The organism is Moorena sp. (assembly GCF_982860115.1).
In genome coordinates this window covers 1-13,277 of sequence record NZ_CEYLVT010000207.1, presented here as the reverse complement: position 1 = coordinate 13,277, position 13,277 = coordinate 1, and the positions used below count along the sequence as shown (strand labels likewise).

Genomic DNA, 13,277 nt, shown 5'->3' with positions numbered 1-13,277 from the left:
AGTGGGCTGGAGATCACAAGATACATAAAACTGGGATAACTGCTGGACCATCAGCCGTCGTATATAATGACCAAATTTACCTGTTACATCAAGGGCGAGATGACAGTGGATGGATGTGGTGTAATGTGTTTAATGGTTCTGAATGGGTTGGAGACGAAGAAGTCCCCAATACCGGTATTTCTGAAGGACCAGGTGCAGTGCTTTACTAATTAGTTCGCATTGGAGAATTAAGAATTAAGAATTTAGAATTTAGAATTTAGAATTAAGAATTGGGAATTTAGAATTGGGAATTTAGAATTGGGAATTATGCCTTCTGCCTTCTGACTTCTGCTTTCACTATTCTGCCTTCTTAATTCCTTCTAAATTTTACATTCAGCCTTCTACATTCTTAATTCTCCATTCTCCATTCTACATTCTAAATTCTAAATTCTGTCCTCCTTACAGTCGGATTAGAATTTGCTCTCGCTCTGTGATGGGATAGGGACACAAATTTTCCTGCTTCGGTTCCCTGTGTTGTCCAAGCTGCTCAAGACGCTCCATCGCTTCGTGATAATCGATGGGATGATGAATAAATCGTTTTTTTGCCATTATGATAGAGTTACCTAAACTGTGGTTTGGGAGAGAGCCGCGCTTGTTGGTTGGTGTTCGCAAAGCGCGGCTCTTTTCGCCATAATTATATTATAAATAGTGTCTATGGTTGTTGTCAATTTTAAAATAAAAAAAAACGAAATAGATTTCATTTAATATAATAAGTAGTTACAATTAAAGAGTTAAATTGATAAAAAAATTAGCTAATATATGGAATCGAGAATAAAGCAAAAGTAAAAATAATCATTCAACTATTAATTATCAGGGATCAGTTATCAGTTATCAGTTATCAGCCGTCAGCTTATTTTATTAAAAAGTACCTCAACTAGCGTGGCACAGGCTTCGATACTGGGACTTTCCCCATAAACTGTTTCCTTAGCGTGGCAATCGCGCCAATGGCTAATAGCTGATAGCTGATAACTGACGGCTGAATGCTTACAATGGGATAATCCAGGGAATGTAGAGATAGGCTTGGGTGTGCGATCAGCAAAGCTGCGCCAAAGGCGATCGCGTAGCGTCTCTGTAGGAGAATCGCAGCCATCAAAAAGATAGATCCAACCACAGTCCTAGTCATTACAAAAAAAAAGACCCATCATCGGGTCTAGAAACAATATAGTTGGAAGCGCATCGGACTATTGAACTTCCATACAAGATTTGTGAATAACTTCTATTTTTAGTTTTTCCCCATAAATGAAGAGCAACTACCAAATAGGTGAAGCTAACAAGAAAAAATTAGAATTAAAAGAAATCAGGATTATCGATTTGACTAGCCTGAACTCCAACTAGAACTGCTAGAAGGTCACCGTTACCAACTATTTCAACTCCTTGGCTAGTATCAGAAAAGTCCAAGCTCCCAAAATCTAAGCCTGGGCCTAGAACAAAGTTAGCTTGACTAAGATCAAAGTTATAGATAGTATCGAACCCATCCCCTGTAGTTAAAAGGACACGAGCAGCACCAGTTCCTAAATAGACTTGGTCTAAACCATCGCCACTAAAAACAAAATCATCTCCACCATTACCATAAATAATATCATCGCCATCGTTACTATTAGCAGAAGAAAAATCATCGACATTGCCACCATATAAGCTATCATTGCCTGAAGAGCCTGTTAAAGTGTCATTTCCACCAAAACCCTGAATCTGGTCACCACCACCGTTGCCATTTAGTACGTCATCACCATCATCACCTTCAATTTGATCAACCTGGGAACCACCATTTATTAAGTCATCACCATTCCCACCATTCAAGGCATCATTGCCACCGTTGCCATTAATCTCGTTATCACCAGACTCTCCAAATGTCGATAGAGCTTCGTTACCAGAGCCACCATTGATTTGGTTATTGCCAGCACCACCTTGAATAATATCATTGCCACCATTGCTATTTAGCTGGTCATCACCATCCCCACCGAAGATTTCATCAAAACCAGAGCCACCATTGATTTGATCATTGCCAGCAAAACCTTTAAGAGTATCATCTCCACCGTTACCATTAATCTGGTCATCACCAGGAGTACCCTCAATCAATTCACTTCCTGGTGTTCCATTGATTATATTAGTCATGTTTATCTTCCTTGATAGTAAATACCATCCTTGATAGCTAAAAAAAATTATCCCCAAAAAAAAATCTTGTGTAAATACTGATCAGATAAATTCAGTCATTTGTCCTATTAATCACGAAATATTGACTATCAAATGACTGAATTTCATGCACAAATAAAAAAAAAATACTCTAAAAATGCTTTTTAATTTATGATAATGGTGTCTGATAATTATACTTTAATGAAAAAATAATTTTCTAAGTATTAGTGGTCAGATAGTGTTACTGACTATGGATGTAAAAGCGCGATTGTCTTTGGCACAGCAAAGCTGAACACCTGATTTTAAAAAAAGCCCCCTTAGTCCCCCGAGCAATCCCTCCCTCGGGGGACTTTTAGAGTTTTATTCCTCCCCCCGTGCGCTTCCCACAGGCAAATTAAATTCGCCACGGGTCGCATCACAAAATTGGGGAATTAGGGGGCAAAACTATACCGATAATCAGCAACTCGTACTAATCATCTACAGCATCAAACTCTACTTAGAGCGACGCAATCGTTTAGCAGCCTGTAATCCCTGATTAACAGTAGTAGTGCTAAAGGCTGCTACCTGAAGCCATGGGACAATAGCTTTGATGCTCTGTTGGACATCACTACTCATAGTGCAAGTAGCGACAACAGCAAGAGCTATAGGAACACAGAAATGTCCCATAGCCTGAAGAGAATTCTTCATTCTAATTTTCTCCTTAATTTTTAGGAACCAAAGGAGATTAAGCTTAATACCGTTAAGACAAGCATAATATTAAACCTAACCATAACCTCGAACTATGAATAAGGCTGTGTCATAGTTCATTTTAAATATTAACCGATTCAATTGATAGTTATATGTTGCGCTTTTTTATTTTCCTAAAAATTTCAGTAAACTGCATCAACAAATGCAGTTTACTTCATCAACAAATGCAGTTTACTACATCGAAACTTTATATCAAGTAAATTATACTGGGATTGTAGGCGAACATAATATCAAACCTAACCGCTAATGTCGGATAATATCGGACTATTGAATAAGGCTGTGTCATAGTCCGATTATTCTCAACTTATTGAGCAAAGGCAGCACTACCACAAACATGTCTTTGCCCTAGAATCAACCACCATCCCTAACATCAAGAGTAATCTCAGCAGTGATCACCCGGTCCGTCTGAGAAACAATCTTCACCCGTCTCACCCGACCAGCATAGGGCGTTCGCGTAGCGTCTCCCTAAGAGAATCGCACAATACTCAAGTCTGCCAGCTCCTTCTCCACCTCCTAAGACATCCTCTCAATAAACTGGTCAGATAATTAGTTTCGTGTGAAGAATCTTAAAGCTCACAAACGGCTGAATTTTCAGCAAAGGCTTAACGCTCTATTCGTTGCCCAGAGTGCTTTGTAGCCTTTTTTTCACCCCTTGAGGACAAAAACAAAATAGCTGAATTGTTACGATTTGTAATTGACTCACATAATTGCACAAAATCTGCACAGACGATTTGCTTGAATAGTCTTGGTCCGAAAGCCGCTGCATCCCTGACTTAAAAGTTAGGGGTCAGTTTCCTTGAGTTACCTTGTGTCTCTGAGAGAGGCTACAAAATTCTTAACAAGAAGGCTCAACGGAATTGAAGCTACTGGAGTAATTCAAGGCTGCTGATTGATTCATTACTCTGCTGTTTGGCAGAGTAGGGCAGGCAGTCAATTACTATCGAGTTTTGGATTTATACAAGTCAAGATGTAAGGAGAGACTTTAATGTTAGATGCATTTGCACGGGTGGTTGCCCAAGCTGATACCCGAGGTGTATATCTCACTAACGATCAATTCAATTCCCTCAAGAGCATGGTTGCTGAAAGCAATAAGCGCATGGATGTGGTCAACCGACTCACAAGCAATGCCTCTTCAATTGTAGCCAATGCTGCCCGTAGTCTGTTTGCAGAGCAGCCCCAATTGATCCAGCCTGGTGGCAATGCTTACACTGGCCGTCGCATGGCTGCTTGCTTGCGCGATATGGAGATTGTCTTTCGCTATGTAACCTATGCCACTTTTGCTGGTGACGGCAGTGTTTTAGATGACCGCTGCCTTAATGGCCTGCGGGAAACCTATGTAGCACTAGGAGTTCCTGGAGGTTCTGTAGCTGAAGGTATCAATAAGATGAAGGACGCTGCGATCGCCATTGCCAATGACAGAACTGGTATTACTCCTGGTGACTGTAGCTCTCTAATGTCTGAGTTAAGTGGTTATTTTGATCGAGCTGCTGCTGCTGTTGGCTAGTTTCACCAAACCCTAGGACAGCCATCTGCTCGTTCAATTCTTCAGTAGCATTTGTTTACGAAAAATTTGCAAAACTTTTTTTTGAGAGGTAGATTACATTATGAAAACTCCCCTAACTGAAGCAGTAGCTACCGCTGACTCCCAAGGCCGCTTTCTGAGCAGTGCCGAAATTCAGAGTGCGTTCGGTCGTTTTCGCCAAGCTACTGCAAGTTTGGAAGCTGCTCAAAGCTTAACCAGTAAAGCTGAGACTCTAGTTAATGGTGCAGCCCAAGCAGTTTACCAAAAGTTCCCCTATACCACGCAGATGCAAGGACCGAACTACGCTTCGACTCCTGAAGGGAAGGCAAAATGCGCCCGTGATATCGGTTACTACCTGCGCATGGTTACCTATTGTTTGGTGACTGGGAGTACAGGACCAATGGATGAGTACCTGATCTCAGGAATCGCCGAAATCAACCTCACCTTTGAACTTTCTCCGAGCTGGTATGTCGAAGCTCTTAAGTACATCAAGGCGAACCATGGTCTAAGTGGTGACCCTGCCGTTGAGGCAAACTCCTATCTCGATTACACAATTAACGCTCTTAGCTAGGGTTTTTCGACTTGCCCGGAACTCCAGGTGGCTGTTGATAGTCGATTAACGGTTTTCTGAAGTTCCGGGCAATGTTTTTTAGAAAAGAAATTTAGGAGACTAATATGGTAAGTCCAACAACAGCAAGGCTGTTAGGCATCGCACCTTTTGCGGATTCCTCTCGAATGGAGCTGCGCTCCTACTCTACAGAAGATGAAGTGCAAGCAGTGATTACAACTGTCTATCGACAGGTCTTTGGCAACGCTCATGTCATGGATTGCGAGCGTTTGACCAATGCAGAGTCTCGATTGCGCCAAGGTCACATTACGGTACGAGATTTTATCCGGGCACTGGCTCTGTCAGAACTATACCAGGAGAAGTTCTTAAACTCCACACCCCAAGTAAGGTTTATTGAGTTGAACTATAAGCATTTTCTGGGTCGAGCCCCTTATGATGAGTCGGAAATTGCCTATCATGTCGATCTTTTCAATCAAAAAGGTTACAAGGCGGAGATAAATTCTTACATCGACTCACAGGAATATCAAGAAAATTTTGGTAACTCGATTGTGCCGAGTTACCGTGGGTTCGAGAGCCCACAGGGTCAGAAAGTTGTGGGCTTTAGTCGCATGTTCCAGCTCTATCGGGGTTACGCCAATAGCGATCACGCCCAAGGCAATGGCAATCCCTCTCACTTAACTTATGAGCTGGCTCGTAACACCGCAACTCCTGTCCGAACCCAAACCAAGGGACAGGTAGTTATCGGCACAAATGCAGGTAGCCAAAGGCAGCTCTACCGCTTGCGAGTGTCTCAAGGGGTGACAAGAGGTGGTCCTCAAATCCGGCGCACAATTAGCGAGTATCTGGTGCCTTACGATCAGTTATCTTATACTTTGCGGCAGCTTGGCAAGCAAGGTGATCGAATAACAAGTATTACACCAGCCTAAGGCAACTGAAATCTCACGACTATCAAGCAGTATTAAAAATTAGGAGAACAACAAGTGGCAATTACCACAGCAGCATCCTGGCTGGGAACCTCCGCCTTTAGCAATGCCAACCCCATTGAACTGCGCCCCAACTGGACCCAAGAGAATGCTAAGGCTGTTATCCAGGCTGTTTACCGACAAGTACTCGGAAACGACCATCTCATGGCTTCTGAGCGTCTCACCAGTGCTGAGTCTTTACTCTGCCAAGGCTACCTGACTGTAAGGGATTTTGTGCGGGCTGTCGCCAAGTCAGAAGTCTACAGGTCGAAATTCTTCTACAACAACTTTCATCCGAGAGTAATTGAGTTAAACTTCAAGCACCTACTCGGTCGGGCTCCCTATGATGAGTCTGAAATCATCTATCATCTCGATATCTATCAAAACGAGGGGTTTGAGGCAGATATCGACTCCTACATAAACTCCCTTGAGTATGAGCAGAACTTTGGCACCTCCATTGTACCCTACTATCGAGGCTTTTCCAATCAACCGGGACAAAAAACCGTCGGCTTTACCCGCATGTTCGAGCTCTATCGTGGTTACGCCAACAGCGATCGCGCTCAGGGCAAGGGCGGTCGTCCTAGTTTAACCTATGAGCTGGCTCGCAATATGGCAAACCCAGTGCGAACCCCAAGCGGCGGACAAGCACTCACCGGCACAACTGCAAACATTCAGGGACAGTTCTATCGACTCCGAGTAACTCAAGGAGGTCTGGGACGTGCCCCTCAGATCAGGCGCAGCATCAGTGAATATGTCGTGCCCTACGAACGGCTATCTCCCACCCTGCAAAAACTAAACAAACGCGGTTGTCAAGTCATGAGTATTACCCGTGCCTGAAGTTTCTAGAACATCTAAATGTCGAGTCCTATAGGAGTAGAGTAAGTGGCAATTACAACAGCAGCATCCCGCTTAGGCACCTCTGCCTTTAGCAATAGCAACCCCATTGAACTGCGCCCCAACTGGAGCCAAGATGATGCCAAAGCCGTCATTCAAGCTGTTTACCGACAAGTACTCGGTAACGACTACATCATGGCTTATGAGCGCCTCACCGGTTTGGAATCTCTGCTCTGCAATGGCTCTCTCACGGTGCGGGAGTTTGTGCGAGCTGTAGCTAAGTCGGAGCTATACAAGTCGAAATTTCTGTACACCAGCTTCCAAACTCGGGTGATTGAGTTAAACTTGAAGCACTTGCTAGGTCGAGCTCCCTATGATGAGTCTGAGGTAATTTACCACCTTGACCTCTACCAAAACAATGGCTTTGAAGCAGATATTGATTCCTATATCGATTCTGCTGAATACGATGAAAACTTTGGTGACTTCATCGTGCCTTATTATCGAGGCTTCTCAACTCAAACCGGACAAAAGGTTGTGGGCTTTACTCGCATGTTCCGCCTTTACCGAGGCTATGCCAATAGCGATCGCGCACAAGTTGAAGGTAAAGCGCCTCGCCTTGCTAGTGAACTTGCTCTTAATAGTGTTTCAGCAGTGGTTGGTCCTTCCGGCGGTAGTGAAGGTTGGGCGTACCGAGCCTCTGAAAAAGGTGTTACGCCCAATAAAACCTTCCGAAGTCCAGCAAGAGCAGGTCGTATCTATCGGTTGGAAGTCTCAGGAATGAACTTGCCTAGATATCCCAAAGTGCGCCGCATTAGCAAAGAGCTTCTGGTTCCTTATGAGAAGCTATCGGATACGCTCCAGAAAATTAACAAAATGGGCGGTAAAGTCGCTAGTATCACACTTGCTTAGATCACATTTGCTCTAAAAATAGAAGTTCAGGAGTTAATCTAATCTGAGGTAGCTATTAGGAGGTATCGGAAACATGCTGGGTGAATCTTTAATTTTTGACAGTTCTAATTCACCATCAGAAAGTCGTACCTTTGTCTATGAGGTAACAGGGTTGTGGCATAAGGAAGAAAACACTAAAAACAGTTACCCTTTACCCAAGAGTAGCAGTATCTTTATTCAGGTTCCCTACAGCCAAATGAATGAAGAGATGCAGCGCATTACTCGTATGGGAGGAAAAATCGTCAGCATTCGTCCGGTTATGCCAACAACATAGTAACAACACTACCAAATGTCTTGAAGTTGGGACGAGGTGCTAGGTGTTAGGGGTTAGGTATTAGATATTAGGGGACTTTTAAGAAGATGTTAAGTATTATGATTTAGGTTTGACATTTTTCATACCCAAAACCTGCAACCTAACACCTAATACCTAACACCTAACACCTTCTCACCACAAAAATTTTCCGGCTTAAGTTGATACGGAAAAAACCTTATTTAAAACCTTAATATAAGATGGTAAAAACTCTTCAACCCTCTCTAAGAGAAAACCAGCATACTCTCATTCGCAAACTTGCAAACTGTATTGAAGCCCACTGGCAACATTACTTATCTCTGTCTCCCTACACTATACCAGAGGATCTCGGTTATGTGGAGGGAAACTTAGAAGGGGAGAAACTATTGATTGAAAATCGCTGTTATCAGACCCCCCAGTTTCGCAAATTACACCTAGAGTTAGCAAAGGTAAGTCATCGCCTTGATATTCTCCACTGTGTTATGTTCCCCCACTCCAACTACAACTTGCCAATTTTCGGAGTTGATCTTGTGGGAGGAAAAAGGTTAATTAGTGCGGCTATTGTTGATCTGTCTCCTGTTACCACTGAGCGCATCTTACCGATATCCTACCGCAGTGTTTTAGCCAAACTACCCAAAATTAAGTTTTCTCAACACCGGGATTTACCCAAGTGGGGAGATATTTTTTCGGAATTTTGTATATTTGTGCGTCCTGCCGATGCTCAAGAAGAAGCGGCTTTCCTTGACCAAGTCAAGAATTTTTTGACTCTGCATTGTCAAATTGCGACCGCCATGATGCCGATTTCTTCTCCTTATCAGGAAGCTGAAATTCTGGCAGGACAACGCTACTACTGTACTCAGCAGCAGCATAATGACAAGACTCGAAGAATCTTAGAACAGTCTTTTGGTCAGCAATGGGCACAACGATATATAACTACAATGCTGTTTGATTCCCCTTGATTGGGTTTGGAGGTTAGGGAAATCTCCAACTGAAATTTCACGGGCAATAGAAGTCTTAAAGTTAACTTTTGTAAATTTTTAATAAAGTTTGATTACTTTAGATTACAGTAAAGTAGTTAACATTTGGCGTAGTCATGCAGTCTGCTGAGAAACCTCAAAGGCTTGAATCTCTTCTCAAAGCTGGATTCGAGCGCTCCTTTGAAGCAATTGCTATCGTTGGTGACAACGGTCAGTTCATAGAGGTGAACCCTGCTGTCTGTGATTTATTTGGTTTAGCAAGGGAGGAGTTGATTAATCAGTCCATTATTAATTTTTTTAAACTAGATCTCAATTTTGAACAAGCATGGCACCTCTTTTGGGAAAGAGGGCAAGAAATTGGGGAAGTTCAACTCCTCTGCCCAAATGGCACGACACGAGCAGTGGAGTATACATCAGTTATAGACTTGTCACCTGGTAATCACTTGTTGATTCTGCGGGACATTACCAAGCGCCGACAAGCAGCAAAAGAGGAACTCCAACGCCAACATCAGCGGGTAGAGTTATTCTCTGAAGTAACTCTCAAAATTCGCCAATCTTTGCAACTCAAAGAAATTCTACAAACTGCTGTTACAGAGGTGCAAAGAATTCTTCGGGCTGATCGAGTACTGATTTACCAAGTTTTTGCCAATGGAACAGGTAAAATCATTAGCGAAGCGACCTTACCGACATATCCGGCAATTCTCGACGTTGAGTTTCCCGAAGAAGTCTTTCCTGCAGAGTACCGAGAACTCTATGGTCAAGGTCGCACCCAAGCTTACGCTGATGTTCACAGCCCTGATGCCGCTTTGGCTGAGTGCTTAGTTGAGTTTCTGGATGAATGGCATGTCAAAGCCAAACTGGTTGTGCCGATCTTACAAAGCCTCAACTCCCATACAAACAGCCAAAATCGCCGAGTTAAACCCCAGAATCAACTTTGGGGTTTGCTGATCGCCCATCAGTGTCAGGCTGCTCGACCATGGAGTGAGTTTGAGGTTGAACTGATGCAACAGTTGGCAGACCAAATCGGCATTGCCCTGTCCCAAGCTCAACTGCTGGAGAATCTGGAAGAGATGGTTGCAGAACGGACAGCCGAGTTGAGGAAAGTAAACAGCAATCTGCAACAGGAAATCAATGATCGCCTTCAGGCAGAAGAAGCTTTGCGTCGTTCTGAAGAACAACTCCGCCTCATCACCAATGCACTGCCTGTTTTAATTGCCTACATTGACAAGGAACAGTGCTATCGCTTCAACAATCAAGCCTACAAAACCTGGTTGGGACTTTCCCCTTTAGAGGTGTCTGGATCTCACCTTCAGAAAGTCCATGGGAAGAAAGTCTATCAGCAGATTCGGGTGCATGTGGAGGCTGCTTTGTCAGGTCGGACAGTCACCTATGAACATGAAATGACCCTCAAAGATAGACGCACTCACTCCGTCAGCGTTACCTACATCCCTCATCTCAGCGAAGAGGAGGGTTTAGTCAAAGGTTTTTTTGCTTTAACAAGTGATATTAGCGATCGCAAAGCCATAGAACGGATGAAGGACGAGTTCATTTCAGTGGTCAGTCACGAACTCCGCACCCCTCTGGCCTCAATTCACGGTTCCCTGAAAATCCTGGCGACGGGAAAACTCGGTAAGCTCTCTGCCACAGGACAGCGAATGCTGGAAATTGCCGACGAACAAACTGATCGCCTGGTGCGCTTAGTCAATAATGTCTTAGACCTACAGCGCATTGAGTCAGGTAAGGTGAATATGGACAAAAAAGCCTGCAATGCAGCTGACTTGATCAAAAAAGCAGTCCAGGCTATGCAAACAATGGCTACTGAACATGGGGTTAAGTTGGCAACCAAGTCCACCTCTTTCTCTGTTTGGGCTGACCCCGACTATATTGTCCAAACCTTGACTAATTTACTAAGCAACGCAATTAAGTTTTCACCTGCCAATAGCACAGTTTGGCTCTCTGCAATCACAGATAACGAGGTTAATAGAACCAAAAAGCAGAAACAGCTGGGATGCTCCACAACTGCCTATGTCACATTTCAAGTCAAAGATCAGGGACAAGGCATCCCCAATAGCCAGCTCGAAAGTATCTTCGAGCGCTTCGAGCAAGTGGACTCATCTGATTCCCGTAAGAAAGGTGGAACAGGTCTGGGGCTAACGATTTGCCGCAAAATTATCCAGCAACACGGCGGCAAAATTTGGGCAGAGAGTTCCCTAGGTAAAGGCAGTACTTTTTATTTTACCCTACCCGCTTTAAAACAGCAAGAAGAAGATAACCATGAGTACTAAATGCATCTTGCTAATTGACGATGAAGAAACTATCCAGGAAGTGGTGCAAGTCGGTCTGGAACTTGAAACAGATTGGGAGGTACTAACCGCTTCTTCAGGCTTGGAAGGTATTGCTATGGCTAAAACTAAACTGCCAGACGCAATCTTACTTGATGTAATGATGCCAGATATGGATGGAATCGCAACCTTTGCGAAGTTAAAAGCCAATTCCAAAACGCAGTCAATTCCCGTTATTTTTTTGACGGCAAAGACTCAGATAGCAGAGCAACACCCGTTTAAAAAAATCGGGATTTCTGGTGTTATTATCAAACCCTTTAATTCTATAACTTTGGCTATTCAAATAGCAGAAATGTTGGAATGGAAGTTGTGATTCATTATTGTTGATCGTTTGTAGTTGTACACATGAGACTATTACTAGTGGAGGATGATGAGTCTTTAATTGATTTACTCAAAAACAGCCTTCCCAAGCAAAATTATGTGATTGATGCTGTAACTGACGGTGAACAGGGATGGGCCTATGGGTCAACTTATACCTACGACCTGATTGTACTGGACTTGTTGCTGCCAAAGGTTGACGGAATTAGTCTTTGTCAGCGTTTCCGCGCCAGTGGTTATCACATGCCTATCCTTTTACTAACATCATGCCATGCTAGTGTAGACAAGATTAGGGGGCTAGATGCTGGTGCCGATGACTATCTAACTAAGCCTTTTGATCTTGAGGAACTAGCAGCTCGCATGCGAGCTCTATTGCGTCGAGTAAACTCAAACTCTCTGCCTGTACTGAGTTGGGGTAGCTTGCAACTAGACCCGCGCAGCTGTAAAGTAACCTACGACACTCAGTTGCTCTCATTAACCCCCAAGGAATATGGGCTACTAGAGTTATTCCTGCGCCACAGCCATCATGTTTTTAGTACTGACGAAATTATAGACAATTTGTGGTCCTCGAAAGAATTTCCAGCGGAAGCAACAGTTAGATCTCATCTAAGAAAGCTACGCCGGAAATTAAGAATTGCTGGTGCTCCGGAAGATCTGATTGAAACAGTACATGGACTGGGCTATAGACTAAAGTTGCAGCCAGACAATGCTGATTCTAAATCTACTACGGTAATCCAAGAAGAAATTACTGCCAATAACCACTCAAAACACCTCAAAGCGATCGCTGCAGCTTGGGAAAAGTACCGGGAAAAGAGCCGTAATCAATTGGCTATCTTAGAGCAAGTCCCTAGAGTTTTCTCAGAAGGGTCTCTGAGTTTTTCCCATCAAGAACAAGGGAGGTTGGCAGCTCATAGTTTAGCTGGAAACTTGGGTATTTTTGGTTTCTCAGAAGGGTCGCGCTTAGCCCGGGAACTTGAAGGGATCTTGCAAGGGGATACTGATTTGGGTGCTGAACAAATCTTCCACTTTCAAGTACTTTTAACCGCTCTGCGCGATGAACTAACCTAGGAAAATAAACTAGGCAAGTGCCTCATCAGCTCTCGGAGCACTCTCCTTTGTTGTTGATTATTAATGAGGATTCTCATCCCTATTGGTGCCGACTGCCAGTTTTGTTTCTAAGTGCCCATACAGACACGACAACCCAGAATCAAGTATTTGCTATTGGTGCTGATGATTTTGTCAGCAAACCAGTTGTGGCAACAGAATTGGCTAATCGCATTCTTAACCGCCTTGAAAGAGTGCGACTTCAGGCAGGAACTTATCCTTAGTTAGCGGCTGACTATGCAAGGCCCGAATGCCCTGACATGGTACCACCAAAACTGACACTGCACCCATCCTTTCCAAGGGGCTGTAGCTGTAACCGTGAAGTACCCCAACCTGCTTGACCTTTGGTCACGCGGGGCGCGAACGCTCTCGGTTGGGGCTTCCAATTCTCAACTCAAATCAGGGACGGTCTTATTCGTCTTATCGGCGAAGCCGACGCTACGCGAACGGGTTTCCCGCGCGCGTCCCCGACGCCTCAACCAGAGGCGCGACCCAAG

Annotated in this window: 14 protein-coding genes and 1 pseudogene; 11 read left to right on the top strand and 4 right to left on the bottom strand. The window is 43.9% G+C overall.

The genetic code is table 11. The features are described from left to right. Positions 1-209: hypothetical protein (locus tag AC4II3_RS25850; RefSeq protein ID WP_488013083.1), on the top strand; the 209-nt coding region annotated here is incomplete at its 5' end. A 229-nt stretch (positions 210-438) separates the two neighbouring features. On the opposite strand, the gene AC4II3_RS25845 is transcribed toward AC4II3_RS25850, so the two are convergent. The 4 genes from AC4II3_RS25845 to AC4II3_RS25830 form a co-directional block, all read right to left on the bottom strand. Then, entirely contained in the window at positions 439-588 is a 150-nt protein-coding gene (locus tag AC4II3_RS25845; protein ID WP_488013081.1) for a hypothetical protein, read from the bottom strand. Between the two features lie 325 nt (positions 589-913). Continuing rightward, positions 914-1,162 carry a hypothetical protein gene (locus AC4II3_RS25840; RefSeq protein ID WP_488013079.1) on the bottom strand — a complete coding sequence of 83 codons (249 nt, stop codon included), beginning with the start codon at positions 1,160-1,162 and terminating at the stop codon, positions 914-916. A gap of 164 nt (positions 1,163-1,326) precedes the next feature. Then, positions 1,327-2,151 carry a calcium-binding protein gene (locus AC4II3_RS25835; RefSeq protein WP_488013077.1) on the bottom strand — a complete coding sequence of 275 codons (825 nt, stop codon included), beginning with the start codon at positions 2,149-2,151 and terminating at the stop codon, positions 1,327-1,329. A 510-nt stretch (positions 2,152-2,661) separates the two neighbouring features. After that, positions 2,662-2,856: a hypothetical protein gene (locus tag AC4II3_RS25830; protein WP_488013075.1), complete on the bottom strand. Its 195-nt coding sequence runs from the start codon at positions 2,854-2,856 to the stop codon at positions 2,662-2,664. Positions 2,857-3,901: 1,045 nt separating this feature from the next. Between AC4II3_RS25830 and cpcB the strand changes: the two genes are divergently transcribed. From cpcB to AC4II3_RS25780, 10 genes and pseudogenes are all read left to right on the top strand, one after another. Continuing rightward, positions 3,902-4,420, top strand: a complete 519-nt coding sequence (gene cpcB / locus AC4II3_RS25825) for a C-phycocyanin subunit beta (RefSeq protein WP_488013073.1) — start codon at positions 3,902-3,904, stop codon at positions 4,418-4,420. A gap of 100 nt (positions 4,421-4,520) precedes the next feature. Continuing rightward, the gene (gene cpcA, locus AC4II3_RS25820) at positions 4,521-5,009 is read left to right on the top strand and encodes a C-phycocyanin subunit alpha (RefSeq protein WP_075901022.1); all 489 of its coding nucleotides are present in this window, start codon (positions 4,521-4,523) and stop codon (positions 5,007-5,009) included. 104 nt (positions 5,010-5,113) lie between these two features. After that, positions 5,114-5,932: a phycobilisome rod-core linker polypeptide gene (locus AC4II3_RS25815; RefSeq protein ID WP_488013071.1), complete on the top strand. Its 819-nt coding sequence runs from the start codon at positions 5,114-5,116 to the stop codon at positions 5,930-5,932. 54 nt (positions 5,933-5,986) lie between these two features. After that, positions 5,987-6,805: a phycobilisome rod-core linker polypeptide gene (locus AC4II3_RS25810; protein WP_488013069.1), complete on the top strand. Its 819-nt coding sequence runs from the start codon at positions 5,987-5,989 to the stop codon at positions 6,803-6,805. Between the two features lie 45 nt (positions 6,806-6,850). Further along, entirely contained in the window at positions 6,851-7,711 is an 861-nt protein-coding gene (locus AC4II3_RS25805; protein WP_488013067.1) for a phycobilisome rod-core linker polypeptide, read from the top strand. Positions 7,712-7,784: 73 nt separating this feature from the next. Continuing rightward, positions 7,785-8,024, top strand: a complete 240-nt coding sequence (cpcD, locus tag AC4II3_RS25800; RefSeq protein WP_293030731.1) for a rod-capping linker protein CpcD — start codon at positions 7,785-7,787, stop codon at positions 8,022-8,024. A gap of 236 nt (positions 8,025-8,260) precedes the next feature. Then, positions 8,261-8,998, top strand: a complete 738-nt coding sequence (locus AC4II3_RS25795) for a phycocyanobilin:ferredoxin oxidoreductase (protein ID WP_488013065.1) — start codon at positions 8,261-8,263, stop codon at positions 8,996-8,998. Positions 8,999-9,132: 134 nt separating this feature from the next. Further along, positions 9,133-11,301 carry an ATP-binding protein gene (locus AC4II3_RS25790; RefSeq protein ID WP_488013063.1) on the top strand — a complete coding sequence of 723 codons (2,169 nt, stop codon included), beginning with the start codon at positions 9,133-9,135 and terminating at the stop codon, positions 11,299-11,301. Beyond that, complete coding sequence (locus AC4II3_RS25785; protein ID WP_488013061.1) at positions 11,291-11,671, top strand: response regulator; 381 nt, start codon at positions 11,291-11,293, stop codon at positions 11,669-11,671. Before AC4II3_RS25790 ends, AC4II3_RS25785 begins: the two co-directional genes overlap by 11 nt. 32 nt (positions 11,672-11,703) lie before the next feature. Continuing rightward, positions 11,704-13,004, top strand: a pseudogene (locus AC4II3_RS25780) (response regulator). The last annotated feature ends 273 nt before the right edge of the window (positions 13,005-13,277 follow it).

What these genes read in the sequence shown, in the direction of transcription:
- AC4II3_RS25845 (WP_488013081.1), bottom strand. Translation starts at nt 588, where the DNA reads ATGGCAAAAAAACGATTTATTCATCATCCCATCGATTATCACGAAGCG.
- AC4II3_RS25840 (WP_488013079.1), bottom strand. Translation starts at nt 1,162, where the DNA reads ATGACTAGGACTGTGGTTGGATCTATCTTTTTGATGGCTGCGATTCTC.
- AC4II3_RS25835 (WP_488013077.1), bottom strand. Translation starts at nt 2,151, where the DNA reads ATGACTAATATAATCAATGGAACACCAGGAAGTGAATTGATTGAGGGT.
- AC4II3_RS25830 (WP_488013075.1), bottom strand. Translation starts at nt 2,856, where the DNA reads ATGAAGAATTCTCTTCAGGCTATGGGACATTTCTGTGTTCCTATAGCT.
- cpcB (WP_488013073.1), top strand. Translation starts at nt 3,902, where the DNA reads ATGTTAGATGCATTTGCACGGGTGGTTGCCCAAGCTGATACCCGAGGT.
- cpcA (WP_075901022.1), top strand. Translation starts at nt 4,521, where the DNA reads ATGAAAACTCCCCTAACTGAAGCAGTAGCTACCGCTGACTCCCAAGGC.
- AC4II3_RS25815 (WP_488013071.1), top strand. Translation starts at nt 5,114, where the DNA reads ATGGTAAGTCCAACAACAGCAAGGCTGTTAGGCATCGCACCTTTTGCG.
- cpcD (WP_293030731.1), top strand. Translation starts at nt 7,785, where the DNA reads ATGCTGGGTGAATCTTTAATTTTTGACAGTTCTAATTCACCATCAGAA.
- AC4II3_RS25795 (WP_488013065.1), top strand. Translation starts at nt 8,261, where the DNA reads ATGGTAAAAACTCTTCAACCCTCTCTAAGAGAAAACCAGCATACTCTC.
- AC4II3_RS25790 (WP_488013063.1), top strand. Translation starts at nt 9,133, where the DNA reads ATGCAGTCTGCTGAGAAACCTCAAAGGCTTGAATCTCTTCTCAAAGCT.
- AC4II3_RS25785 (WP_488013061.1), top strand. Translation starts at nt 11,291, where the DNA reads ATGAGTACTAAATGCATCTTGCTAATTGACGATGAAGAAACTATCCAG.